The 25,371-nt window shown below is 38.7% G+C and carries 22 protein-coding genes; 9 read left to right on the top strand and 13 right to left on the bottom strand.

Features of this window, described 5'->3' with window-relative positions; all coding sequences use genetic code 11:
- The first annotated feature begins 14 nt into the window (after positions 1-14).
- Positions 15-647 (top strand): DsbA family oxidoreductase, encoded by a 633-nt coding sequence (locus IE056_RS08290; RefSeq protein WP_189604226.1) that lies wholly within the window; start codon positions 15-17, stop codon positions 645-647.
- A gap of 92 nt (positions 648-739) precedes the next feature.
- Positions 740-1,132 carry a hypothetical protein gene (locus tag IE056_RS08285; protein ID WP_189604225.1) on the top strand — a complete coding sequence of 131 codons (393 nt, stop codon included), beginning with the start codon at positions 740-742 and terminating at the stop codon, positions 1,130-1,132.
- 16 nt (positions 1,133-1,148) lie between these two features.
- On the opposite strand, the gene IE056_RS08280 is transcribed toward IE056_RS08285, so the two are convergent.
- Positions 1,149-2,120: a L,D-transpeptidase gene (locus IE056_RS08280; RefSeq protein WP_229793704.1), complete on the bottom strand. Its 972-nt coding sequence runs from the start codon at positions 2,118-2,120 to the stop codon at positions 1,149-1,151.
- Between the two features lie 228 nt (positions 2,121-2,348).
- Here IE056_RS08280 and IE056_RS08275 point away from each other — a divergent pair, with 228 nt between their 5' ends.
- Positions 2,349-2,921, top strand: coding sequence for a pentapeptide repeat-containing protein (locus IE056_RS08275; protein WP_189604224.1), 573 nt, complete (start codon positions 2,349-2,351; stop codon positions 2,919-2,921).
- A 78-nt stretch (positions 2,922-2,999) separates the two neighbouring features.
- Here IE056_RS08275 and IE056_RS08270 read toward each other — a convergent pair whose 3' ends face one another.
- Entirely contained in the window at positions 3,000-4,238 is a 1,239-nt protein-coding gene (locus tag IE056_RS08270; protein ID WP_189604223.1) for a DEAD/DEAH box helicase, read from the bottom strand.
- A 352-nt stretch (positions 4,239-4,590) separates the two neighbouring features.
- Here IE056_RS08270 and IE056_RS08265 point away from each other — a divergent pair, with 352 nt between their 5' ends.
- From IE056_RS08265 to IE056_RS08255, 3 genes are all read left to right on the top strand, one after another.
- Complete coding sequence (locus IE056_RS08265; protein ID WP_189604222.1) at positions 4,591-5,787, top strand: DEAD/DEAH box helicase; 1,197 nt, start codon at positions 4,591-4,593, stop codon at positions 5,785-5,787.
- Between the two features lie 143 nt (positions 5,788-5,930).
- Positions 5,931-6,482: a cold-shock protein gene (locus IE056_RS08260; protein WP_189604221.1), complete on the top strand. Its 552-nt coding sequence runs from the start codon at positions 5,931-5,933 to the stop codon at positions 6,480-6,482.
- Between the two features lie 441 nt (positions 6,483-6,923).
- The gene (locus IE056_RS08255; RefSeq protein WP_189604220.1) at positions 6,924-8,051 is read left to right on the top strand and encodes a GAF domain-containing protein; all 1,128 of its coding nucleotides are present in this window, start codon (positions 6,924-6,926) and stop codon (positions 8,049-8,051) included.
- 144 nt (positions 8,052-8,195) lie between these two features.
- On the opposite strand, the gene IE056_RS08250 is transcribed toward IE056_RS08255, so the two are convergent.
- The 3 genes from IE056_RS08250 to cmk form a co-directional block, all read right to left on the bottom strand.
- A complete protein-coding gene (locus tag IE056_RS08250) occupies positions 8,196-9,191 on the bottom strand; it encodes an NADP-dependent oxidoreductase (protein WP_189604219.1) in 996 nt (331 codons plus the stop codon).
- Between the two features lie 242 nt (positions 9,192-9,433).
- Entirely contained in the window at positions 9,434-11,281 is a 1,848-nt protein-coding gene (gene rpsA / locus IE056_RS08245) for a 30S ribosomal protein S1 (protein WP_189604218.1), read from the bottom strand.
- A gap of 437 nt (positions 11,282-11,718) precedes the next feature.
- Positions 11,719-12,405, bottom strand: a complete 687-nt coding sequence (gene cmk / locus IE056_RS08240) for a (d)CMP kinase (RefSeq protein WP_189604217.1) — start codon at positions 12,403-12,405, stop codon at positions 11,719-11,721.
- A 381-nt stretch (positions 12,406-12,786) separates the two neighbouring features.
- Between cmk and IE056_RS08235 the strand changes: the two genes are divergently transcribed.
- Complete coding sequence (locus IE056_RS08235) at positions 12,787-13,314, top strand: outer membrane beta-barrel protein (RefSeq protein ID WP_189604216.1); 528 nt, start codon at positions 12,787-12,789, stop codon at positions 13,312-13,314.
- Between the two features lie 258 nt (positions 13,315-13,572).
- A complete protein-coding gene (locus IE056_RS08230) occupies positions 13,573-14,871 on the top strand; it encodes a metal-dependent hydrolase family protein (protein WP_189604215.1) in 1,299 nt (432 codons plus the stop codon).
- Here the strand turns inward: IE056_RS08230 and IE056_RS08225 are convergent.
- From IE056_RS08225 to IE056_RS08190, 8 genes are all read right to left on the bottom strand, one after another.
- A complete protein-coding gene (locus tag IE056_RS08225; protein ID WP_189604214.1) occupies positions 14,868-16,568 on the bottom strand; it encodes a S41 family peptidase in 1,701 nt (566 codons plus the stop codon). The genes IE056_RS08230 and IE056_RS08225 overlap by 4 nt on opposite strands.
- 578 nt (positions 16,569-17,146) lie before the next feature.
- A complete protein-coding gene (locus IE056_RS08220) occupies positions 17,147-18,436 on the bottom strand; it encodes a DUF2254 domain-containing protein (protein ID WP_189604213.1) in 1,290 nt (429 codons plus the stop codon).
- A 163-nt stretch (positions 18,437-18,599) separates the two neighbouring features.
- Positions 18,600-19,976, bottom strand: a complete 1,377-nt coding sequence (locus IE056_RS08215; protein ID WP_189604212.1) for an aldehyde dehydrogenase — start codon at positions 19,974-19,976, stop codon at positions 18,600-18,602.
- A gap of 16 nt (positions 19,977-19,992) precedes the next feature.
- Positions 19,993-20,796 carry an SDR family oxidoreductase gene (locus IE056_RS08210; RefSeq protein ID WP_189604211.1) on the bottom strand — a complete coding sequence of 268 codons (804 nt, stop codon included), beginning with the start codon at positions 20,794-20,796 and terminating at the stop codon, positions 19,993-19,995.
- A gap of 206 nt (positions 20,797-21,002) precedes the next feature.
- Positions 21,003-21,533, bottom strand: coding sequence for a DUF421 domain-containing protein (locus IE056_RS08205; protein ID WP_189604210.1), 531 nt, complete (start codon positions 21,531-21,533; stop codon positions 21,003-21,005).
- A gap of 97 nt (positions 21,534-21,630) precedes the next feature.
- A complete protein-coding gene (locus IE056_RS08200; protein WP_189604209.1) occupies positions 21,631-22,074 on the bottom strand; it encodes a methyltransferase family protein in 444 nt (147 codons plus the stop codon).
- A 73-nt stretch (positions 22,075-22,147) separates the two neighbouring features.
- Positions 22,148-22,714, bottom strand: coding sequence for a Crp/Fnr family transcriptional regulator (locus IE056_RS08195; protein WP_189604208.1), 567 nt, complete (start codon positions 22,712-22,714; stop codon positions 22,148-22,150).
- A gap of 265 nt (positions 22,715-22,979) precedes the next feature.
- Complete coding sequence (locus tag IE056_RS08190; protein WP_189604207.1) at positions 22,980-23,162, bottom strand: hypothetical protein; 183 nt, start codon at positions 23,160-23,162, stop codon at positions 22,980-22,982.
- 610 nt (positions 23,163-23,772) lie between these two features.
- On the opposite strand from IE056_RS08190, the gene IE056_RS08185 reads away from it, so the two are divergent.
- Positions 23,773-25,353 carry an ion transporter gene (locus IE056_RS08185; protein ID WP_189604206.1) on the top strand — a complete coding sequence of 527 codons (1,581 nt, stop codon included), beginning with the start codon at positions 23,773-23,775 and terminating at the stop codon, positions 25,351-25,353.
- Positions 25,354-25,371 lie beyond the last annotated feature (18 nt).

Here is a 25,371-nt window from a genome sequence, read left to right as displayed (position 1 = left end):
AAAATACAACAACTATGAAAGTCGATATATGGAGTGATGTACGCTGCCCTTTTTGCTACATTGGAAAAAGGAATTTTGAAGTTGCTTTAGAAAGGTTTACTCACAAAAATGAAGTTGAAATAACCTGGCATAGCTTCGAGCTGGATCCAACTCTGGAAACCCAGCCATATTTAAATACCATTGATTATTTCGTGCAGGCAAAAGGGGTGTCTAAAGAACAGGCAGAACAAATGCTTGACGTAGCCAAACAAATGGCCCGGGAAGCTAAGTTAGATATGGATCTTAAAAACTCCAAGGTCGCCAACTCCTTTAAAGCACATCAATTGATCCAGCTTGCAAAAAAGAAAGGCCTGGGAAATGAAGTTGAAGAAGCTCTTTTTAAAGTTCATTTTACAGATCTTGAAAATATTGACGATGAAAATGTGCTCGCAAAAACCGGAGCTTCTATAGGGATTGAAGAACAAATTACCAGGGAAGCCCTTTCTTCGCAAAAATATGCCGATGATGTGAGGAAGGACCAGTTGCAGGCAAGAGACCTTGGAGTAAAGGGAGTTCCATTCTTTGTCATTAACAGTAAGTACGGGGTTTCGGGAGCTCAGCCTGCAGAGACTTTTCTGGACATCCTCCAAAAAGCACACGCAGAATAAGTCTCTTAAAATTAAAATATTAAGGAATTCCCCTTCAGAATTAATTTATTAAGATATATTTAATACCTTAGCGACACTTCTAAAATCATGCTATGAGGACTCTATTAATGTTAGTTGCATTTTTATTTTGTACAGGAATGTACGCACAGGAATTTCACATGACCCAGAAATTCCCGACTAAGGAACTACCTAATTTTCCCGAGTTGCATGCCAATCAACTGGATATTTCTTTCTCAGGCGATTCTTCCACCTTTGACTCAAAAAGTCAGATTCTGGAATTAAAGGGAAATGTACAATTTTCTACCTCTATAGTAGAGATTGCCCAGGCCGACAAGATCGTTTACAACAGAATAACCAAAGAATTTACCATCAGCGGATTCAAAGAGATCAGAATCAATGGTCAAATTCAGTTAGCTGAAGATTTTGGGCGTGGTACTTTAAAGTTTGAATTGGGAGATTGTGTGGCCTATCTGGTTACCGAGTAATTCTTTAATTTAGTAATTAAACAGTGAGTTCAGGCTCCTCTTCTGTTTCAGTTTCCTCCTGAACAAAATTCTTTTCGTCCTCAAAATAACGTTGCACATAATTTTTCAGCGTATCAAGCTCTGCTTTGTTTAAAAAATTATCTTCGTAGTTGGTAGCCAGTCTTAACCATGGTGGTGAAGGTTGCTCGTAATCATATTCTCCAAAAACCATAAAAGGAGTTCCATTCTCCACAATTACCTGCCCGTTGGAATTCAGTTGCCACTGCTCTGCCCAATCATAAATAAACCGTGCATCTTCTTCCAGAAGACGTACGCAGGCATGACTGGCAGGATAGCCCGGCATAGAATACTGATGTACTCCTACTCCTTCAAAATTCATAAAGTTGAAATAAAAAGGCAAAATCCAGTCAGAATTTACGGTACTCACTTTTCTTTTGGATTTATGATTTCCGTAATGAAGTCCATTTGGTGTGGGAGTAGTTTGTTTTCCGGAGCTTGTAGGTCCCCAGCGTATTAATTTTCCGTTTTCATATAGAGCAAACCCCTGCACCCGTTGATTGATTAATACTGTTTTAGGAATGGAATCGAGCAACTCCAGTTCCTCAGGAAAAGGGGAATAGGTAAGCAAATTGTCTGAAATGGAATCTGGAATAATTAACTGGGTCCCGGCAGATAACCTCCAGGCATCCATTCTATTCAATGCAAATAATATCTTCCTTTCTTCGTCAGAATAGCGGATTTGAAAACTATCAACCTCTTCTGCTGAAGCAATGCTATCAAGATGATATCTCACCACCGGTTTGGGTTCCGGTTTTTCTTTTATCTCTTCTTCCTGTTCCTTCTCCGCAATACTATCATTCACAGCTTCATGAACTGTCATTTCGAAATTCCCATTTTCAGAATCTCTGTTACATGACACCACAAAAAGAACCATTAAAAACATTGTCAGGTAAACCGGAACACTGGATCGAGTAAATATTTTTTTCACAGAAGGAATTTTAAATAAAGATAAGCAAATGACGTACCACTATTCTTACAGGAATGTTTAATTAAATGTGAATTTTATAAAGTGAGAAAGGGGAAAAAGCATATTTTATTTTTGAATTTTTTCTCATGTTTAGTGAAAAATTTAGAATCATTGTTGAGATTGAGAGATTGAAGAATGTTATTTTTACCCTTTGCTAAAATTTCCAGTTTCACACAAAACCAGACTTTAATGGACCAGTCATATATCGATGATCAACACTTTCGTGTAGCAAATTATACTTCCCATCCACTACCGGCAGGCGAGTATGAAAACTGTACTTTTTCGGGTTGTAATTTCGCCGGAAGCAGCCTCACCGGAAGATCCTTTTCTGAATGTGAATTTATTGACTGTGATCTAAGCAACACTGTTGTAAGCGGAACTTCCTTTAGGGATGTGAGCTTTAAAAACTGTAAGATGCTGGGGGTACGTTTTGATGAATGCACCTCTTTTCTGTTATCCTTTAATTTTGAAGATTGCCTCCTGAATTTCTCTTCGTTTTACAAACTGAAACTTAAAGGAATAAAATTCAGCAACTGTAAACTCGAGCAGGTAGATTTTTCTGAAGCGGATCTCTCCAGAGCGGGATTTAAAAAATGTAATTTGAGCGGAGCGATTTTCAGCAACACTAATCTGGAAAGTGCAGATTTGGAAACTTCTTCTAATTTCTCCATTGATCCAGAAATCAACAGGATCAAAAAAGCAAAATTTTCGAAAGAAAATATTTCAGGATTACTCGATAAATATCAGATAATCATAAAGTAAAATCCTTTCAGAAAAAGCTATTCCTCTTAGATTTTAAAATCATTAAATTGTTTCCTATTTGAGACCTTAGACTGTAATCTAATACCAGCGCTTCTTTTTAGCTTTAGATCCGCTGCCTTTCCTACCTTTTTTATGCTTGCTGCCTTTCTTCAAATGGACTGCAGGAGTAGCATCTTTCTCTAAAGGATACGGATTATTTTCTTCGACAGGGATTATTCCGCCGAGTAACTTCTCAATATTTTTGATATACTCCTTTTCGTCCGCACTGCAGAAAGAGATGGAAGTACCCACGTTTCCTGCACGACCTGTGCGTCCTATTCGGTGCACATACACTTCAGGAAGGTTGGGAATATCAAAATTGAGCACGTAATCCAACAGATCGATATCCAGTCCGCGGGCAGCAACATCGGTTGCAACCAGAATATTTACTTCCTTATTTTTAAAAGCATTTAAAGCCAGTGATCTTTCACTCTGACTCTTATCACCGTGAAGGGATTCAGCTTTAAATCCATTTTTTGCCAGGGATTCCAGTGCTTTTTCCACTCCGTGTTTCGTTCTTCTGAAGATCAAAACAGATCCTCCCTGCACCACATTTCTCAACACATAAAGCATGAGTTCAATCTTCTGTGGCTTTGGAACCATATAGAGTTTCTGATCCACTTCGGATGCTGCAGATGAATTCTGATCTACCTCTACCCTCACCGGATTTTGTAAAAGTGTTTTCGCCAGGTATTCCACTTTAACAGGAATTGTAGCAGAAAACATAAGTCTTTGCTCCAAATTGTGGGATAGATGAATAATCTTTTGCACTTCATCTATAAAACCCATATCCAGCATCAAATCGGCTTCGTCGAGTACCAGTACAGATATTTTTTCAAGATCTACATAACCTTGCTTTCTAAGATCCAGCAAACGTCCCGGTGTGGCAACCAGGATATCCAGTCCGTTTTTGAGCAGGTTTATCTGTGGCTGAATTGAAGTTCCTCCAAAAACCACCCCAGATTTCACTTCGGTATGTTTCGCATACGCTCGTATGTTTTCTTCTATTTGAACCGCCAGTTCCCTTGTAGGACTAAGAATAAGTATTTCGAGCTTCCGGTCCTTATGAGGTCCTGAAATCTTTTTATTGAGTAGCTGTAATAGCGGAATGGCAAAAGCGCCGGTCTTCCCCGTACCGGTCTGGGCACTGGCAAGCACATCATTCCGGCGAAGTATTTCAGGAATTACTTTTTCCTGTACAGGAGTGGCATTTTTATGGCCCAGTTCGGCAATTGCCTGTTGTAAAGGTTGAGATAGGGAAAGATCTTCAAATAACATACACTAAGTTTATCTGGCAAAGATAAGGTTAATTCAGAAGGAATATTTCCGGATAAATATATTTTTCAGAAGAAAGGTTTTTAGGTTATCACAAAAAGAAAAGGCATCAAAATCATTTGTGGCACCTGTTTTGCACACTGCTGAAAGGTATCTTAAACGTGAAAAATGGAGCTGCGTTTAAGGATTAAATCCCACTAAATTTCTACACAAATTCTTCCTTAATAAAAAACGCTATATTTGCGTTCTTCTTTACGCGAAAGACACGGCAGGTTGTAAGCCGGTTTAGAATAATAAAAATCAATCCGCTGATTCAGAAAATGCAACGTCTTTTCCAGCATTTTATATACAATTAATGTCATTTAAAAATTTAGAATTAACACAACCTATCCTTAAAGCACTAGACGCCCAGGGATATACTACCCCCACTCCTATTCAGCAACAGTCCATACCTTTGGTATTAAAAGGAAGAGATCTTCTTGGAGTTGCCCAAACAGGAACAGGAAAAACTGCTGCCTTCGGGATCCCAATCTTACAGATCCTCGATGAGCAGAAAAATCATAGAAAAGGTGTAAAAGCCCTTATATTAACACCAACAAGGGAACTTGCCATACAAATTGAAGAAAGCCTTGCTGCTTATGGAAAGTATACCAAACCTTCACATGCTGTCATTTTTGGCGGAGTTTCACAGGTTACCCAGGTAAATAAACTTCGACGCGGGGTGGACATTTTAGTCGCTACTCCCGGAAGGTTACTGGATCTAATGAACCAGGGCCATGTTGATTTAAAGCAACTGGAGATCTTTGTTTTGGACGAAGCTGACAGAATGCTGGATATGGGATTTATTCACGATGTTAAGAAAGTGATCAAAAGTCTTCCGGCAAAGCGGCAAACCCTGTTTTTCTCGGCCACTATGCCACAGGAAATACAGAATCTTGCGAACATGCTTTTAAAGGATCCTGCCAAAGTAGAAGTTACTCCACCATCTTCTACAGTAGATAAAATCGAACAAAGCATTTATTTCACCAATAAACCCGATAAGCGTAAACTTTTACTTCACCTGCTGGAAGAAAATGATATTTCTACGGCGCTTGTATTTACGCGTACCAAACACGGTGCAGATAAAGTAGCGAAATTCCTTAGCAAATCAGATTTCAAATCGGCTGCCATTCATGGAAATAAAAGTCAGAATGCCCGCCAGAATGCCTTAAAAAGCTTCAAAAACGGAAATCTAAATGTGCTGGTTGCAACAGATATTGCTGCCCGCGGAATTGATATTGATGAACTTACACACGTTTTCAATTTCGATTTACCCAATGTTCCGGAAACCTATGTTCACCGCATTGGACGTACCGGAAGAGCCGGAAATAAAGGAATTGCCATTTCTTTTTGCGCCGCAGAAGAAAGAGTTGACCTTAAAAACATCGAAAAACTAGCATCCATAAAAATTCCTGTGGTACAGGGACACCCTTTTCCACTAGATGAAAATGCTGTTCCCCAAAAGGAAACTCAGAGGCCGCGAAACGGGAACAGACAAAGGAGAAGAGCATAAACACCAAGAGATGTTCTTAAGTGGACCGGGAAAGATAAAAAGAACAATTAATTTAATTATCTTTGTATCAGGTCGATGTAAAAACTTCTCCGGAAACTGCACCGATTTGCAGTATCACATTTAAAATAAACCAAAATAAGTACATGGGTAGATCACAAGAAACCTCTAATAAAAAAGAAAAAGAAAAGAAAAAGCTGAAAAAGAAGCAGGAAAAGGAACTTAAAAGAAAAGAGCGTAAAGCGAATTCTGAAAAAGGAAAAAGTTTCGAAGACATGCTGGCTTATGTGGATGAGAATGGACATTTAACAGATACTCCACCAGATCCTACGAAGAAGAAAAAGATCAAGGCTGAAGATATTCAGCTTGGTGCCACAAAAAGAGAAGATATAGAGCCGGAAGACCTTGTAAGGAAAGGTACGGTCACTTTTTTCAACGATTCAAAAGGTTATGGGTTCATTAAAGACCATGCCAACCAGGAAAGTATTTTTGTTCACATCAATGGATTGGAAGACGAGGTAGGAGAAGGTGACAAAGTTAGTTTTGAAACCGAAATGGGACAAAAAGGTCTCAACGCTGTAAATGTTAAGCTTTATAAAGAGGAAAAACCCAAAGAGGTAAAAGAACCCAATGAAGTTGAACAAAATCAGGAGAAGGAAAGCGAAGTTGACCAGGAAGACGAAGACGACAAAGAATAGCATATAAAAACCATTCGGTTTTTAACTACCACAAAAATGTCCGGCGAACGAAATCGCCGGACATTTTTGTTTTATAAATCAATAAAAATATTTCCTCCTCCCATCCTGAACTCCACGTTCAGGATTTTTTTGTTTCGGCCAGGATATATACTCATTCCAAAGATGTAAAATTTCCAAAAGCTATCTTCGGGCAAGGCGAGGTAGGGCATTTCCATTTTCAGGAGAATAAAGAAGATCTTATAGCCTCTATACTTGAATATAATAGGAAATATAGACTACATTTCTGTAATTACCTCAAATTCAACACCTACAGAAAAGGTGATTTTAAATTTTTACAAATTCCTTTTCAGAAAAAGGATTATTTTTGCACCCTTAGATCCACGGTTAAAAAATCCACTTCAGGATCAATTTTCGGATAGTGAAAACGATAAGCAGATAGTAATGAATGAATCTTTAAGGTTACAGGAACTGGAAAGTTTCAAAATTCTCGACAGTGCCCCAGAGGCAGAATTTGACGAGTTGGTAGAAATCGCTTCTGCAATATGCGATACCCCCATTTCACTGCTATCCCTCATTGGAGAGAAAAGACAATGGTTTAAAGCGAATCATGGCCTGGAGGTTACCGAAATTTCCCGGGAACATTCCATTTGCCAGCATACCATGCATAATCCAAAGGAGGTACTTGTAATCGAGGATTCTTTGATCGATAAACGATTTAAAAGCAATCCTTTAGTTGTTGGCAGTCCTCATATAAGATTTTATGCAGGAGCGCCTCTGGAAACGGCTACTGGAAATATACTTGGTACTCTTTGCATTATAGATAATAAGCCAAGAAAGATTACCGAAACTCAAAAAGCAGCCTTAATGCTCCTGGCTAAGAAAATAATGAATCACCTGGAGACAAGAAAGCTACTGCTCGAGCAGGAGAATATGATCGAAGGAAATGCTGCAAGGCTGAACAAACTTACCAATCACGCTCCCGGTGCTATCTTTCAGCTGGAGATGACCAAAGAAGGGAAAATGTATTTTCCGTTTCTAAGCAAAGGATTTAATGACATACATCCCGGAATTGATCTACACAAAGTTCGAAAAAACGCCGCTATCGCTTTTGATGTGGTTCATCCCGATGATCTTGAAATGCTGCAGGCCAGTTTAATGGAATCTTATACAAACGGGAGTATCTGGAATAAAGAATACAAAGTTATTTCTGAAGACGGAAAGCCGGCTTGGCATTGGGTTATTGCAAAGCCTGAAAAAATGGAGAATGGCACCGTGGTTTGGTATGGCAATTTCCAGAATATTACCGAGCGTAAAGAATATGTGAACACGCTGGAGCAAATTCTGTTTGATATTTCCCATGTAATGAGAAAACCTGTGGCAAATATGCTGGGGCTTACCAGCACCATTGACGATTACGATCTTGATTCAGAAACCCTGAAAAAACATGTTTCTAAAATAAAAGCTGTTTCTGAAGAAATGGACCGTTATATCAGAAAACTCAATGAGGTATACTCTCAAAGAAAATCAATGATTAAATCTGAAATTTCTGCCGGATTACAAGAAGATTAAAGGTTTGCACAAATAATTTAAATACAAAGCCTGAAGCACATATTAAAATGTTACTTCAGGCTTCTTATTTTTAATACTGAATTCGGCTCTCGATGATATCCCAATTCAGTGATCTTTTTTCAGATGAATTGAGAACAGCTGCTGTTAAACTTTCACCACCATTTTCCCCTGATTTTTCCCATCGAATAAATCAAGAAATGCCTGGGGTGTATTTTCAAATCCTTCAACAACAGTTTCATCATATCTTAGTTTTCCTTCTTGTAACCATGTTGCCAGTTGCCTTATCGCCAACCCGAAATCCTTGGCATGATCCCGAATGAGAAAACCTTGCATCAGGGCTGTATTTTTAATGAGAGCTCCTTCAGGACGTGGACCGGTAGGTATTTTCTTTTCATTATAACTTGCGATTGCACCACAATTAATGATCCTGGCATCTTTATTTATATTTGCCAACGCTGCATCGAGTATCTCACCCCCAACATTATCAAAATAGACATCTACGCCATCAGGACACGCAGTATGGATGGCCTCTGCCATATTATCGGTAGATTTATAATTGATCCCTTCATCATAGCCAAATTTAAATTCGATGTGATCTATCTTTTCATCACTCCCGGCAATACCAACAACTTTACAGCCTCTTAGTTTTCCAATTTGTCCTGCAACACTGCCCACTGCTCCTGCAGCTCCGGAAACCAGCAAAGTCTCACCTTCTTTCAAATTCCCAATCTTTTCCAGCGCCAGGTATGCAGTTAAGCCTGTAAGTCCAAGAATGCCGAGATATGCCGATAAAGCAGCTGCATTCTTATCCACCTTATTTAATCCGTTTCCTCTGGAAGTCTGGTATTCTTTCCATTTCAGCATTCCGCTTACGTATTCCCCTCTTTTAAAATGCTCATTCTTCGATTCCATTACTTCTGCCACCACCATTGATTCCAGTGGCTCATTCAGTTCAAAAGGCGGAATGTAAGATTCCTCATCCCGCATTCTGCCACGCAGGTATGGATCTACAGAAATATATACAGATTTTAAAAGAAGTTCGCCATCGCCCGGCTGCGGATCGTCTTCTTCCACGATCTTAAAATCATCCAGGGAAGGTTTACCTTTAGGGCGGTTTACAAAAAGAATACTTTTATTCATTGCACTTATATTTGGATTGATAGTAGAAAATACTCTGAATACAGGAAATCACCAAAACTCTATTCCCAAAAAATGTTTAAAGTTTCAGGTTTAAGCTCTATAATCTTCATCTGAATCCAAGCCAGCCTCATCTGACATAAGCTCATAAAAAAACCTCCTTAGATTGCTCTAAGAAGGTTTTTCTTTCTATTCTAAAATGATCTTCACTTGCGTGAAAAAATTCCTACCTACGCGGGAATGGATTATTTTCCTTCCATTTTATCTTTAAGTGCCTGAAGATCTGCATTAACATCACCAATAGTGGTTTTGTCATTTTGTGCAGCTTTCTTGGCAGCTTGCTTAACGATTTGCTGCTCCTCTTCTCTGTGAATAGCAGTATGAGATGCTACTACACGCTTGAATTCTTTATTGAATTCAATGATTTGGAATTCTGCAGACTCTCCTTGCTTCAGTTTGTTACCATCTTCTTTTTCAAGGTGACGGGTTGGAACAAAAGCAGTGATGTCTTCATTAAACTCGATAGTCGCACCTTTGTCAACGATCTCTGAAATTTCAGCAGTATGAGTAGTTCCTACAGCGAATTCAGATTCGTATTTATCCCAAGGGTTAGACTCAGTTTGTTTGTGACCTAAGCTTAGCTTACGACCTTCAACGTCCAATTCTAGAACAACCACATCAAGTTTATCGCCTACATTAGTGAATTCACTTGGGTGCTTGATCTTCTTGGTCCAAGAAAGATCAGAGATATAGATAAGTCCGTCGATACCTTCTTCCAACTCAACGAATACTCCGAAATTGGTGAAGTTACGAACAATACCATTATGCCTTGAACCTACAGGATATTTAGATGTGATATCTGTCCATGGGTCTGGAGTCAATTGCTTGATACCAAGGGACATTTTTCTGTCTTCACGGTCTAACGTAAGGATTTGAGCTTCAACCTCATCACCAACATTTACGAAATCCTGTGCAGAACGCAAGTGCGTGCTCCATGACATTTCAGAAACGTGGATAAGACCTTCAACACCTTCAGCGACTTCGATAAATGCACCGTAATCTGCGATTACAACTACTTTACCTTTCACTCTGTCACCAACTTTAAGATCTTCATCTAAAGCTTCCCATGGGTGTTTGCTCAATTGTTTAAGACCAAGCTGGATTCTTGTTTTAGCCTCATCAAAGTCAAGGATAACAACATTGAGTTTTTGATCAAGTTCAACGATCTCGTTTGGATGGTTGATACGTGACCATGAAAGATCTGTAATGTGAACAAGTCCGTCAACACCACCAAGATCAACAAATACTCCGTAAGAAGTAATGTTTTTCACAGTACCTTCAAGTACCTGACCTTTTTCTAACTGACCAATGATCTCTTTCTTCTGCTCTTCAATATCTGCTTCGATAAGCGCTTTATGAGAAACAACAACGTTCTTGAATTCATGGTTGATCTTAACCACTTTGAATTCCATTGTTTTACCTACATAAGCATCGTAATCCCTGATAGGCTTCACATCAATCTGTGATCCCGGAAGGAATGCTTCAATTCCAAAAACATCTACGATCATACCACCTTTGGTACGACATTTTACAAATCCGTTTACGATAAGACTTTCATCATGTGCTTTGTTCACACGATCCCATGCCATAATAACACGAGCCTTACGGTGAGAAAGGATTAATTGTCCTGTTGCATCTTCACGTACATCAATTAACACTTCAACCTCATCTCCAACTTTAAGATCTGGATTGTAGCGGAATTCGTTCAATGAAATTACACCTTCACTCTTTGCATTAATGTCAATAATCGCATCACGATCTGTAATGTTGATTACTTTACCTGTAGTAACTTCATCATCTAAAGTGTCAACGAAATTTTCTGCTACTAACTTTTCAAATTCTTCCAGCTTACTGTCATCAATCGGGTCGATCCCCTCTTCATAGTTGTGCCAGTTGAATTCTTTTAAGAAAGATTCAGGATCTTGTTGCTGTGCAACAGTTTCCGGTTGAGAAGCAGTATCCATACCTGCTACTTCCTGAACTTCAGTGTTCTGAGAATCCTGAACTTCTTGATTTTTGTTTTCTTCAGCCATTGCTGATTAATTATTTGTATCCTGTTTTCTTCGGAAGAATGCGCAATAAAAAAACACAGAAGCGTTCTTAATAAATTGACTTACAACCCTTTTACTCTTCCCTGAGATTGCCAAAAGGTGTGCAAAAATACAACTTATTTTGTGATTTTCAAATGTTTATCGGGGAAGTTGAAAAATGAGATGTGAGATTACAGATCTGAGACGTGAGGTTTGGGAATCCGGTTGCTGATTGTGAGTTGTGGGTTGTGAGTTAAAAAAACTTTGTGGGTGTTTTGCCCTTCTGAACTTGTCTTCTGTATACTGTTTTCTATTCCCTGTTTACTGTTTGCTGTTCTGTTCTCTTCAATTTTACTTGATCTTTACGTAAACACCCCATAAATGTTGTGCAAAATATCCTATTTCAGAATTATGGATTTTGGAATTTGAAATTAAAACTTTCACTTCTTCGTTCCCTCATACAATTCCAGGATCTTTTCAAATTGTCCAGCAAGTGTAAGATGGGAATTATCGATTTCTATCGCGTCTTCAGCCTTTACCAGCGGAGAATCTTTTCGGGTGGTATCCAGTTCATCCCGCTGCTGCACGTTCTCAAGTACTGCTGCATAAGTGACCTCTTCCCCTCTCTCCTGAAGCTCCTTAAACCTACGTTGTGCCCTTTCTTCTGCACTGGCGGTCATAAAGATCTTCAGTTCAGCATCCGGAAAAACAACGGTTCCAATATCACGACCATCCATTACTATCCCTTTTTCCCTGCCCATTTCCTGCTGTTGAGCCACCAGAATCTCACGTACCTGGGGCACAGCTGCTACCTGACTAACAAACCTGGAAACTTCCATCTGCCTGATCTCTTTTTCTACATTTTCATCATTCAGATACATTTCAGCAAAACCAGCTTCAGGATTAAATACAAACCGTAACCTGATTTGGGATAGATCATTCACCAGGCCTTCTTTGTCAAAACCATCATCATCTATATAGGACTTTCTCATTGCAAATAATGTAACCGCCCTGTACATTGCTCCGGTATCTACATACACATACCCTAATTCCTTTGCTAGCTGTTTTGCTACTGTACTTTTTCCTGTAGAGGAAAATCCGTCGATTGCTATGGTTATTTTCTCCAAATTGGTGATTTTAATTTATGACCCCGGAAAGATGATCAGCTATTTTTTCAGCTATTCGGGGATTTATTTAAAGGATCCCAAAGATAAAAAGAAACTACAGATAATTTTGATTTGGTGGATTATTTAAAAATGTTGAAGTGGACTGAAATAGGTGCAAATAATAATTAACTATCAAAAATAATAGTTAGACATGACTTAGACTCTTACAATCTACTGCTGTTTCCTTCTACCATACCAGGCACGAAGCATTCATCATAAACCCTTCTATTTAGCTATGCTCTTATAATCAATTCACATACCTATTTAATTTTTAACAGGAAAAATTGTAACAAAAAACGGATACTTAAACTAATTCAAAAAATAATCTTCAAAACTTAAAAAATGAAAAAAATTTTTCTCATCGCTATTACTTTTATTTTCGCTTCTACAGCCAATGCCCAGGACACTAAGTTTGGATTGACAGCGGGTTATCTTAACGTTGAAGCTACCGAATCCTATATGGGCATGGATGTTTCTGCAGATGCTTCAGGATTTTACGCCGGAGTATTGGTTGATGTTCCTTTGTCGGGGTCATTTCATCTTGAACCCGCAGTTATTTATGGGAATGCAGAAGAACTTAATCTTCTTTTTGTACCTGTCTTAGCAAAATATTACATATCCGAATCAGGTTTTAGTCTTTTGGCAGGACCTCAGGGAACTATTATTCTTGACGAAGTAGGAAACAATGTAAATACTTTTGGTGTGGATTTGACCTTTGGAGCCTCTTATGACATTACCGAAAATTTCTTCCTTCAGGCTCGCTATTCTTTTGAATTAACAAACCGTACCAACAATGATCTGGAGGGTATGCCCGAAGATGTTGATGGAAGCATCAATAGTTTATTGGTAGGTGTAGGTTACAAATTTTAAGACTTAACTTACAGAATATCTCTATAGAGGCTGTTTAAAAAGCTTTTAATTCGTCATTCTGAATTTATTGCCAGAATCTTATAATACTGATTTCCAGTAATCATAAGAACCTGAAACAAGTTCAGGTTGACGTAAATCATGCTCTTTAGACAGCCTTTTCTATTGAAACCGGATATTCTTTAATTTTTTCTCACCAGAAAAATAAATTCTGTTATTAAACTTTTATATTGAACGAAAATTCCACCTAACAATCTGAATATGAAAGCTTTTCTCATATACATGCTTCTGATGATAGGATACACTATAAATGTCTCTAGCCAGGAAAAAGAATTTTATCTCCAAGCCGGACTGCTGTACGATAGTCAGGAAAACATCATGCTAGAAAACAGGGTTATCCATGTAATTGGTAATAAAATCCAGAGCATTGAGGATCCAGAAAAAATACCAGTAGATGCAGAAGTGATAGATCTTGGGGAATATACTGTCCTTCCCGGGTTAATAGATGCACATACGCATGTGCTTTTCTCCCAGGAACCACAAGATGATTTTACTGAAGAAAGCATCGCCACATTAGTTCTGGAAAATCCGGCGCTTAGGACCTTGCGTGGCGCTAAAAGTGTAAAATCTTATCTCGACGTCGGAATTACAAGTATTAAAGATCTTGGAAACTCGGGACTTTTTCTGGACGTTGCTCTTCGTGATGCCATTAATGAAGGAACTGTGGACGGCCCCCGCATTTTTGCTTCCGGGCCCATTATAGGTGCTCCCGGTGGCCAGCTCTATGGAGTCTCTCATGAGCACCAGGATCTCGTGGGACTGGAGTATCGTATTATTACAAGTGTAGCAGATGCAAAAAATGCAGTGCGGGAACATGTCAATCAAAAGGTGGATATCATCAAAATTTGTGCAGACAACCTTCCGAATAACACCCGATTAACAGTAGATGAAATGAAAGCTATTGTGGAAACCGCACATTCGTATGACCTCACTGTTACAGCACATTCCGTTACCAATCAATCGGCATGGGAAGCAGCAACAGCCGGTGTAGACGGAATAGAACATGGTTTTAATCTGGCAGATTCCACCCTGGCACTAATGGCTCAAAAAAATATTTATCTGGTGCCTACCGAAAACAGCCGTGCCTATATGCACTCTTATTATAAACTCTCCGGAAGCAACCCCGAAGAACTCACCTGGCTGAACCGTTATTTTGAGAACTCGAAAAACAGGTTATTGAGAGCAATAAAAAATGGCGTTCCCATAGTCGCAGGATCTGATAATTATACAGATATCAGAATTCCCAGAGGTGCTTCTTCCAGAGATATGTTTCGTGCCTACTATGAAGCGGGAATGAAACCTCTGGACATACTCCAGGCTGCTACTTTTGTTTCAGCCAAACATCTTAACAAGGAGAATGAAATCGGGATTCTCAAACCAGGATCTTTTGCCGATATCATTGCTGTAAAAGGAGATCTTGAAAATGATTTTCTAAACACCCTCGAGAACCTGGCATTCGTTATGAAAAACGGTAAAATATATCTGGAAAAAAGCAACTAGAGACTTTTTTGTTCTGCAGTTTTCTGAATGACCTCCACAGCTCTCTCCAGCACTTCATCTCTTTCCTCTATAATCCCCTCGATGGTAGGTTTGATCTCAATATCGGGTACTATCCCAATTCTTTGCGTTTCCCGCCCATCAGGATAGAACACACCAATTCCGCTCATATAAGTGTGGAATTTTCCGAGGAAAGAAATGTCGCTCACATTGCCATCTGCTCCCGAGGTCTGGCTTCCAATAACGACAGCTCCGGGTGTTGTTTGCAGTGCCATTGCAGTAAATTCTGCATGACTTTGGGTATGCTCATTAACCAGCAGGACCACCTTACCTTTATAGGCATTTTTATTTTTCCATCCAATATATATAGGGTCAGTCCAGGTAAACCGTCCCGGATAATTTAAATCGGGCGCTGTAAACTTTACAAAAGGTTGCGTTTCTGGATTGAGTTTATTTCCGATTTCATACATCGTACCATTAGGATAATTCCTGATGTCAAAAATAATTCCTCTCGTATCTTCCAGTTCCTTCATCATTTTAGATACGTCTCCCCGCTCCAAAGTTCCCATATTGACATAACCTATGTTATCATCCAGGGTTTCCCACACAGGACTTTCCGGTTTTTCATTTTTAAATTCTGTTTTCAGATACCGGCTGATCTTTTTTTGCCGAATATTGCCATCTCTAAGGATTTCAATTTCCACCGAGGGAGAACTGCCGTTTAACAGGCTAATCTCAATATTTCGGTGCCTGGCGGGTTGATTGGAACCGGTCATATATTTATCATCTTCCTCCAGAATCTGCCATACAGGAACACCCGCCACCGATGTAAGAATATCTCCCAATTGCCAGTCATCCTTCTCTGCCCTGGAAGGATCAAACATTCCCGCAACAACGGCATTACCATCAATCATTTTTAGCTTCACCGGCGCCCAGTAATAACCAAAATACCTATTGGTAAGATCTGTAATAAACCAGGCGTGAGAATCATTTAAACTAGAAGTTAATTCAAGCATTGCCATGTGATATTCCTTTTCACTGGTAGCATCGAGAAAAAGCGGCATTAGGGCCAAAAGAGTTTCATCCCAGTTTCGGTCCATCTGGTATTTGTACGGAAAGAAATATTCCACCTGATTCCAGTATCTGAACAGCGAAAGCAGCCTTAGCTCTTTTTCTTCCCAGATAAAATCTTCATATTCCGGCTCATTTTTAACAGTGATATTTCCCGACGGGGCCAGAGTAACATAATGTTGATCCCCCTGTACACGGTTTCTTTCGATGTATTTTAGTTTTTCCCTAAGTTCTTTGCTGAAGTTGCCAGATTCCATCCAGGAAAGGTCAAAATTCTTCAGAAAAATTTCATCCTGATGCACAGATAAACATTTGGTACATTCCGGAACCTCTCCCAGGCTGTCTATCCAATTACTGAAGATTTCAGATAAATCTTCGTAAGTCTCTGCTTTTTCAACTTTCTCAAGCACTGTAAAAAGTTGCTCGTCCCAGTTGTATTTTCCTTTTGCCACCTGCGGATGATAATATTTCAGGAAACCCCAGATCTTCGCCGTTGCTGAAAGTTTTTCTATCTCAGAAATATTTTTTTCTATAAAGAGTTCTTTGTCAGGACTGTTTGCTACTTCAGTACAGGAAATATTTGTATAGCTGAAGAGACTCAATAAAAGCAGAATTGTAAACTGTTGCATGTTTTGTGGTTATGTGTGATTTTAAGTGACTGAAACCTGTAAAGCAGAATGAACTGGACCGACTTCCGGAAATAATAATCCGCCGGTTTTACTTAATGACAAGTTGTAGAGATTTCCTAAAAATAAGATCTGTTCCGTCTGCACGCTGGTTTACTAATTAAATGGACAACCTGTAGGGGAACGCTGCCTGTATTGATCAACAAGTTTTTTTTCAGCATATACCAGATAATTGATACTGAATTCCACCTGTTAAATTTTTAACAATATAAGAAGAAGATCGAAAAATGAAACCAAATCAAAAATATTTTTTTCATTACCTGAAAAAGAAGAATTCTTGAGAAAGGGTTTATGCTGTTCTGAATTAACTAATCCAACAAAGCAGGACGTGAACCTGAAGAATCTATATTATTTTTGCTGCTGCACGTGATTGCTCCTGATAAGAAAAAACCGTTATTTTAGCATCAAATTATATACATGATTAAGTGGGTCATCATTATTACCATCATCGTGGTTCTTGTGCGAATCTTTAATTACGAAAAGAAAAAAGGAGAAGAAGGGAGAAGAAAGTAAAAGTAACCTCAACCCTGAAGATCGAGTTTTTTTGCGAGGATGTCCAGCGTATCCAGATCGGCTTCATTTCTCAGGTTTGTTCTGGCTTCTGTCAATAATATTTCCGCTTCTTTTTTAAGGACCTGATGGTAAAAAGGATCAAAAGCCACCTGTACCTTCAGCGCCAAAAACATGTATGCTAGTTTCTGAACTACCACAATATCATCACTGCAATACTTTCTCAATGATGCATTGATCTGGTACAACAATTCCTCAAAAGTAACCGATCTCACCCTGACATAATCCTGACCGGAATCTGAAATAAAACTTTCATCAGACTTTAACATTCTGAGTCTTATCAGTTCAGAGAGATAATCTATAGAATTTAAGGCCGTGCCCGGATCATTAATACCTGGAGACATCGCCTTTACAATTACTTCTGTAATTTGTTTAAAAGCCAGCACATAATTAGAGGTGACAAGCTCTTTTCTTGATAAATGAAAGTTGGAGAGCAGGCCATTTACAGCTTCATCACTCAGTTTTTCTTTGGATCTGAAAACTGGCAAACCTTTTAAAACAAAGGTTCCTTTAACCGGTAAAACTTCTAAAAAGGTTTTATTCTTTTTGCAGAACAAAAGAAGGTCATTCCTGGAAAAATCCTGAAAATAGCCACTTTTTTTGCTTCTGTATTCAAACCAGTCATCTGAAACAGGAAAATTTCGGGGCATTGATTTTTCCTGCTCCAAAAGGAAAGAAAGTCTCTTTTGGGCATTTAAAAATATTTTTTCAAGAATGTTTGTAATCTGAATGGTTTCAGAAATATTATGAATAAAATAAATAAAGGCATAGATAGAGATAACGGTAAGAAGTATCCCCAAAAGCACAGAGAATCCCGGCACCTGGTACTTGTCTCCTGTAGGCTGAATGGAAAACAGGATGAAGATGCAGTACAAAATACTGGAAATATAAATTCCGAGGATGATTTGATGTCTGTGATCGGAAATCAACCCCGGCAGTAGACGTGGTGAGTAATCGCTGGCAGCCTGATTTAAAAGTACCATGACCATAGAAAAACTGAATACCATCATGGAAATTAATCCGGTAATACAGGCACTCAGAATAGTAAGCGCTGTATCTCCGCTGTTCACTACCAGTAGCGGAGCGTGTTCCACAAGATAATCTGAAATACCAGATCGCTCGAGGTACATCATCAAAAGCGCAAACAGAAGACCTGAAAGAGCAAAGAAGGTGGGGTAAAAAGCTATTTTACTTTTAATAGTGCGATAAAAAGCTGTTATTTTATTAAATAAGGATTTCATATTTTAATATTGCTGCATATCTTTTCGAGAAGTTAATTAAATACATTGTACCGGTCATTTTCCATATCGTCCTTCTTAAGTAATATTATTAAAGAAATTTATTTACAAATCGTCACCCTGAACCTGGATCATGGTCTCAATCTCTTTCGTCAAAACTCCCATTCTAAATGAATTTTTTGATCCATTTAAAATGTTTGAACGGCACATATTTAAATGACATATCGATCCAGGTAGGGGTTTTGACAACGGCGCGTTGGTTACTGAAAGTTTTAAAACTTTCTTTACCATGGTACTGCCCCATTCCGCTGCCACCTACACCTCCAAAAGGCAGATGATGATTGGTAATGTGCATGAGCGTATCATTGATGCAAACACCGCCCGAAGTGGTTTTTGTAAGGATCTCCCGGGCATTTTTTTCTTTTCCGAAGTAATATAAGGCTAAAGGCTTTTCGTTTTGATTGATATAAGAAAGTGCTTCTTCCACATTGGAATAGGAAAGCACCGGAAGAATTGGGCCAAAAATCTCCTGTTGCATGACAGGGTCACTTTTATCAACCTTGTCCAGGATCGTGGGTGCTATGTATCTGTTATCCCTGTCCAACTCCCCGCCAGATTTCAGCTTACCATCCTGCATCAATCCTTTTAACCTGTCAAAAGCTCTTTGATGGATGATCCGCGGATAAAACCTGCTTTCTTGGGGATAACTTCCGAACATTTCTTTAAAAGAGTCGGTTATTTTTTCAATGAGTTCTTCTTTAATACTTTCATGCGCCAGGAGATAATCTGGTGCTATACAGGTCTGTCCTGCATTGATGGTTTTTCCCCAGGCAATTCGTCGTGCGGCAACTTCAAGATTGGCAGTTTCATCTACAATACATGGGCTTTTACCTCCCAGTTCCAGCACCACCGGAGTGAGATGTTCAGCTGCTGCTTTCATAACTATTTTTCCAACAGCGGTGCTTCCGGTGAAAAAAATGAGATCCCAGCGTTTCCGGAGCAACATTTCTCCGGTTTCCTGTCCGCCCTGTACCAATGTAATATAATTTTCTACAAAAGTTTCAGCAATGATCTCCTGCATTACCTGCGAGGTATTCGGAGTGAATTCCGAAGGTTTTAAAACAGCGCAACATCCTGCAGAAATGGCACCCACCAAAGGATTCATAAGCAGCTGAAGAGGATAATTCCAGGGCGCAATAATTAAAGATACGCCCAGCGGCTCATGATGCAAACTACCCCTGGAAGGCAAAAGGTGAAGCGGAGTAGATACAGTTTGCGGCTTGCTCCATTTCTTCACATTTTTAATGTGGTTTTGAAGTTCCTGAAGCACGATACTAACTTCTGTAAGATAAGCTTCTTCATAGGATTTATGCAGGTCCTGGTGCAGGGCATTAGTAATTTTCTTCTCGTTCTTTTCAATGGCCGATTTAAATTTCCTGAGTTGGTTGCGCCTGAACTCAACCGACTTTGTTTTATGGGTTCCAAAAAATTCCCGCTGTGCTTTGAGAATCTTATCTATGGTTGCTTCACTTGTTTCCTTCATTTCTAACTTTTCAAAATTATTTTTTTCGACCTTCAAAATGTTCCATGGTTGTGTACACCCCCAGGCCTTTTCCCACTACAAGATCAAAAAGTTTAATTGGTAATATTCCCTGGCTAAGCCTAATGAAATGCATACTCAACGGCATACTCTGGTATATCTTATTTTTCTCTATGGCCTTTATCACCTGCTGCGCCACCTTTTCGGGTTTTAGAATGGGAATCCTGGAGCGCACGCCTTTGAACATTCCGGTGCTAATATAATAAGGCGTCACAGTGGTGATATTTATATTTTTTTTAAGCTGCTGCATTTCCAGCCGCAGACTGTCGGACCAGCCAATCACCGACCATTTGCTGGCCGCATAGACCGACATTTTTGGATTGGAAATGAATCCGCCCGAAGAAGCAATATTGCAAATATGTCCGGAATTCTGTTCCATCATATCGGGAAGAAATTCCAGCGTTACATACATGGGTGCACTGGCATTAATGGCCATTGTTTCACCAATATCTTCTGAAGTGTGCTCATGAAAATATTTCCCTACAATAATTCCTGCATTATTAATAAGAATATCAACCACCCCCTGCTCTGCCTTTACTTTAGAAGCGGCTGCTTTAACCTCCTGATGATTGGAAATATCTACTTTATAACCGGTAACTTTTCCAATTTCAGAAAATTCTGCAACCGTACTATCCAGATTTTCCTGATTGATATCCCAGATTATTAGGCCAGCACCCTTCTGCAGTACCATTTTTCCCATTATTTTTCCAATTCCCGAAGCACCTCCGGTAATTAAAACATTTTTATCTTTAATTTCTTTCATGGGAGTTTAGCAGGTATGATCAGGTTATGCGAATGTACATAAATTAAGAAATTAATAGAATTTAAGTTAGAGAGTTCCCTGTTATAAACAGAAATTGTTCAGAAAGCACTTAAGATAATTTGATCCTGAAGTCAGCTGAAAATTCAGTAATCAAAAAAGATGGAGTTAGGGATATTTTTCAGTTTATGAAAAGTAAGGATTTTTGTTCAGGGAGTTTCCCGAACTTCCTCCAGCAATACATGATCAATTTCATGCTCGCGCATCTCTTTGGCTGTGTGGATCACAGAAATGTCTCCTGTAGATTCAAGAACGACCGCCAACACCTGATCTAGTTGTGATACGTTTGCCTCCCGTAATTTCGCTATCAGCTGTGATCTTTCGATTCGTGCATGTTTCAGGTTATTTTCAAGAATTTTATTCCCCTTCATCAACATGAGCGGCTTATTGGAGATTACAGCACTTAAAGCCGGACTTTTTTTCTGAAGTATTGAAAAAATGAAAGTTAAAAACAACAGACTTGCTATTGCAACAGTACCATGAACAATAGAAGTACTTGAGGTAAGTGTAGAGGCAATGATACTACCAACAGCAATGGTGAAGGAAAAATCAAAGACCGTAAACTTCGCAAATGACCTCAATCCCACTATCCTGGTGATTCCAATTATTACCAGGAATAAAATGAAACTCCCAATCACCGTCTCCATAAGTGGATCACTTTCATCAAATATCCAATCCATATATATATTTTAGTTTACAGAGCCTTCCATTCCTGAAGGACCATAGATTTACACAACCCTTACTATATTTTTCAAATCTGAATAGTAAAGGTAGGTTTTATATCCACTTCCTCACTTTAAACCTGTATTCTTTGTATTCCTTTCCAAAAGTGTTTTGCATCATCTGTTCCTCGAAGGGAATATAATAGAAATTTGTGATTGTAATAAAAATGAACATTCCAATTACCGGAAGAATTGTTCCGAGTAAGATCCATACTCCAAGTAAGCTGATCGTAAAACCGAGATAGAAGGGATTTCTACTAATTTTAAACGGTCCGTTGGTTACCAGTTTTCTGGGTTGTCTAAATGTATGTATTTCTGTGCCTGTTTTTTCAAATCTTTTACGAACTACAATAGTAAGCGCAATACCCAGGATTATTAAAACTATGCCCAAATAATTATATGGTTTTGGAACAATTTCCACGATGACCACAAGATATTTCATAGCAACCATAAGAAGAATGCAGAACAGAAAAAGTAAAGGTGGGATTATTTTTCTCATACCTCAAAAAATTAATTGTTTCCACAAATATATTTTGAAGTGAGCCCAATTGCATTAACATAGGTTTATGCCTTCATTTTTTCTTTATTCTACTTAAAGCTATTGGAGTTATGCCAAGGTATGATGCTATCATATGCTGTTTAACCCTGTTTTCCAGGGTTGGAAATTCTTCCAGGAAAATTCTGTATCTGCTCTCCGCATCCAGCAATAAAAATTCCCGTTCCCTTTTTTCCTTTGCTGCATATCCTTTTTCCAGTAATTTCTCCAGCAATAAATTCCATTTAGAATTATGTGAGTTCAATTTTTGCCAATTGTGATAGGGAATTACCAGTACTTCTGAATCTTCTATTGCTTCTATGAAGAAGAAAGAAGTTGTTCCCGAAATCATTGCAGTATAGGAACTAATAAAACTCTTTTCAGGCATGAAAACTTTGGTAAACTCTTTGCCTTCTTCTGAAATATAAATGTATCGGAACAGCCCGTTTATAACAATTCCAAATTCAGTGGGGATTTGTCCGGCTTTTATAAAATGAGATTTAAAAGGATACTTTTTAATGGTCGCAATACCGGTAAGTTCAGAAATTTCTGAATCTGGTAATTCGGCTAAGGGCCTTATCGCATTCTTGATTTCTGTGATCATTTCTGAAACTTAATATTATACTACCTCCTAATTCAGAATTTCCCTGTCAGATTTCCAGACGCTTAAGAAACCAGCCTGAAAAATTTGGTGCTGCAGGTAACCACAGAGTTCTTATCTACAACTGAAGAGTTCATTTTATGTTGTGCTTCCGTTTTATTATAGCTGGCAAAAATTTGAAAATTAAATATTTCAGAATTTATTCTAATTATCAGCAATACATAAAATTTCAGTTATTGCTTTGGAGCTGGAAGGAATCTAAAAAAAATTAGGTCAGAAACTTTATCACAAACAAAATAAGAACAAAGAAAAGAACTCCGTATACTGTTTTTTTCCAATTGGACTTTATAGTTTCACTTTTGTACACCCCGTAAATCCCAACCGGAGGCCAAAAGATCAACAAAGTGCCAACCATCTGTGGGTCGTTGTACCATTTAACGTTGGTTTTCATTGCAATAGATTTTAAAGTCCTAATCGACTTAAGATAGCAATTTTTTTCGACTAAGAATTTTCTTGAAAATTGTTAGTCGATTCAGGAAAGAATTGAGAGCTCCTTGTAAACCGCCGTAGTCAAAACCTAAAGGTTTCTTTTTCATATTTTATATTCTACTAACCGATCTAAGCATCTCATCTTTTATTAATTCTAATGTCTCCTGTTCATTAAAATCATCACTTCATTCCAATCGAAATAGGAGCTAGTTGCCAGCCATTTGCGAGCGTATTTCCACTTCATCATATTGGAGAAAATGAGCAAATTCTCCGCCCTACCTAAACACTTCAAAACTCCAGAATTATTTAATACCAGAACTTCCATAGGTTTTCCCAGCAAGTTTGTCAGATAAAAAATTTTTAATTTATTTCAAAATCAATAATACTTACAATGTAATATTACAACTCCATAATTACAGCTTTTACAACTACATCAGCTTCAATAAACTAATCTTTTTTAAGTTAAATATATGGCTCCATGCACCAATATGTGAAATCCTATTAGCAGTTGTAGTCCTATCTTACAAAAAAATTAACAGCATCACCTCGTAATTGTTGTAACTTTCTTTGGAATGAACAGCAACCGCAAGAAATATCGATTGTTCTATAAAATTGAAGAGCACCTGGAGATCCCAATGTTCCTGCTTGCAGTGTTGTGGCTATACTTCTTTATCATTGAAATCGTTGAAGGCCTTAGCCCTACCCAAGAGTATTTAATTTACGGTATCTGGGGGATTTTCATCCTGGAATTCCTGCTAAAACTGTTCCTGGCTCCTCGTAAAATAGGTTACCTTAAACAGAATATCATTACTATTGTGGCGTTGATCATTCCGGCATTTCGGGTTTTAAGATTACTGAATGCCTTCCGCATCCTGGGTTCGGTTCGATTAATCACTTCCACAAATATTATTCGGGCACTGACGTCGGGAAAAAGATTTTTTTCAGCTTTAAAAGAAGCTCAGGGGCCTCAGCCTTCTCCCGAAATGAATGTAGGCATCCTCATTGCTTCCGCAGATAAAGAGCAGCAGGAACAAATAAAAAATTTCATTCACCGGGTAAGTGACCATGTAAAGCGGGAAATGGAAATGAGTACAGGTACCCAATGGTTCTTTGATATTGCAGATACTACTCACCTCGAGAACGATAACCCACGATATCCATCAGATTTCCTGGATAGGGCAAGCCTGCAGATGGCAGAAGGTCCTTATGATTTGGTGGTGGTAGTGACAGATGTGGCATTGATGTCCAGGAAAAACATTTTAAGTGCAGGGCTGGGATCCTCGGTAACCAGGGTGGCTGTTATTTCCACCAAAAATATTCTCTCTACCCAAAGAAGGGTAGCAACCCGAACATATCATGATGAACCGGTACAATTAAACACCGTTTATCTGCTCCTTCACCTTATAGGACATATTCTGGGAGTAAAACATTCTGCAGTTAGTCCGTTAATGCGGGATTTCAATTTTAAAAAATCCATTGCTGCAGTACCTTCTTTTACAGAAAAAGAAAGAGCTTTCCTGAAAAAAAACTCAGCCAATCTACCGGACAGGGAACTGAAAAACGGAAACTTTCTGGAAACTTTCATTTTTCATCTCCTAATGACATTCAGGCACCTGGGTAAATACTTTAAACCCTTGCTTAGAAACTGGGCGATCCTGCTCCCTCTTTCCCTTCCTAACCTGGCCACAGCAGCGGTTGCACCGGCACTTATTCTTGTTTTTACTGCAGAGATTTGGGATGTAGGATTGGGAATGACCAATGGAACCGCCACATTTTTTGCTATTATAAGCATTATGTTCGGAAGTTTTTACCTGGTGAGGGTTCAGAATTTATTCCTCCCCAGAAAAGAAAAAAGAATCCTTACCGAACATTTAGCCGTAGCAAATGCGGTCATTTACACCAGTGTATTTTTAGCCTGTATAGGCTTGTTCATACTGGTGGGCGGATTAATGATGATCATTGAGCTCTACGTATTTCCTCCCGATTTAATAACCACCTGGCCCACTTTAAACAAACCGGAAGTTACCCTTGCAGACAAAATCCGTCTTGCGGCATTTATAAGCACTGTGGGAGTTACAACTGGTGCCCTGGCGGGAGGATTGGAAAGTAAAACCCTCATCCAGCATTTGGCTCTTTTTAAATATAAAACCTAATCAAATTCTTAAACTAAT

Origin of the sequence: Salinimicrobium marinum (assembly GCF_014651535.1) — a bacterium.
GTDB classification, from domain to species: Bacteria; Bacteroidota; Bacteroidia; order Flavobacteriales; family Flavobacteriaceae; genus Salinimicrobium; species Salinimicrobium marinum.
Note: the sequence above shows the minus strand (reverse complement) of the source record. Positions and strands in the feature narration are given on the sequence as shown.

Coding starts and splice junctions, on each gene's coding strand:
- IE056_RS08290 (WP_189604226.1), top strand. CDS start 15: ATGAAAGTCGATATATGGAGTGATGTACGCTGCCCTTTTTGCTACATT.
- IE056_RS08285 (WP_189604225.1), top strand. CDS start 740: ATGAGGACTCTATTAATGTTAGTTGCATTTTTATTTTGTACAGGAATG.
- IE056_RS08275 (WP_189604224.1), top strand. CDS start 2,349: ATGGACCAGTCATATATCGATGATCAACACTTTCGTGTAGCAAATTAT.
- IE056_RS08270 (WP_189604223.1), bottom strand. CDS start 4,238: ATGTTATTTGAAGATCTTTCCCTATCTCAACCTTTACAACAGGCAATT.
- IE056_RS08265 (WP_189604222.1), top strand. CDS start 4,591: ATGTCATTTAAAAATTTAGAATTAACACAACCTATCCTTAAAGCACTA.
- IE056_RS08260 (WP_189604221.1), top strand. CDS start 5,931: ATGGGTAGATCACAAGAAACCTCTAATAAAAAAGAAAAAGAAAAGAAA.
- IE056_RS08255 (WP_189604220.1), top strand. CDS start 6,924: ATGAATGAATCTTTAAGGTTACAGGAACTGGAAAGTTTCAAAATTCTC.
- IE056_RS08250 (WP_189604219.1), bottom strand. CDS start 9,191: ATGAATAAAAGTATTCTTTTTGTAAACCGCCCTAAAGGTAAACCTTCC.
- rpsA (WP_189604218.1), bottom strand. CDS start 11,281: ATGGCTGAAGAAAACAAAAATCAAGAAGTTCAGGATTCTCAGAACACT.
- IE056_RS08235 (WP_189604216.1), top strand. CDS start 12,787: ATGAAAAAAATTTTTCTCATCGCTATTACTTTTATTTTCGCTTCTACA.
- IE056_RS08230 (WP_189604215.1), top strand. CDS start 13,573: ATGAAAGCTTTTCTCATATACATGCTTCTGATGATAGGATACACTATA.
- IE056_RS08225 (WP_189604214.1), bottom strand. CDS start 16,568: ATGCAACAGTTTACAATTCTGCTTTTATTGAGTCTCTTCAGCTATACA.
- IE056_RS08220 (WP_189604213.1), bottom strand. CDS start 18,436: ATGAAATCCTTATTTAATAAAATAACAGCTTTTTATCGCACTATTAAA.
- IE056_RS08215 (WP_189604212.1), bottom strand. CDS start 19,976: ATGAAGGAAACAAGTGAAGCAACCATAGATAAGATTCTCAAAGCACAG.
- IE056_RS08210 (WP_189604211.1), bottom strand. CDS start 20,796: ATGAAAGAAATTAAAGATAAAAATGTTTTAATTACCGGAGGTGCTTCG.
- IE056_RS08205 (WP_189604210.1), bottom strand. CDS start 21,533: ATGGATTGGATATTTGATGAAAGTGATCCACTTATGGAGACGGTGATT.
- IE056_RS08200 (WP_189604209.1), bottom strand. CDS start 22,074: ATGAGAAAAATAATCCCACCTTTACTTTTTCTGTTCTGCATTCTTCTT.
- IE056_RS08195 (WP_189604208.1), bottom strand. CDS start 22,714: ATGATCACAGAAATCAAGAATGCGATAAGGCCCTTAGCCGAATTACCA.
- IE056_RS08190 (WP_189604207.1), bottom strand. CDS start 23,162: ATGAAAACCAACGTTAAATGGTACAACGACCCACAGATGGTTGGCACT.
- IE056_RS08185 (WP_189604206.1), top strand. CDS start 23,773: ATGAACAGCAACCGCAAGAAATATCGATTGTTCTATAAAATTGAAGAG.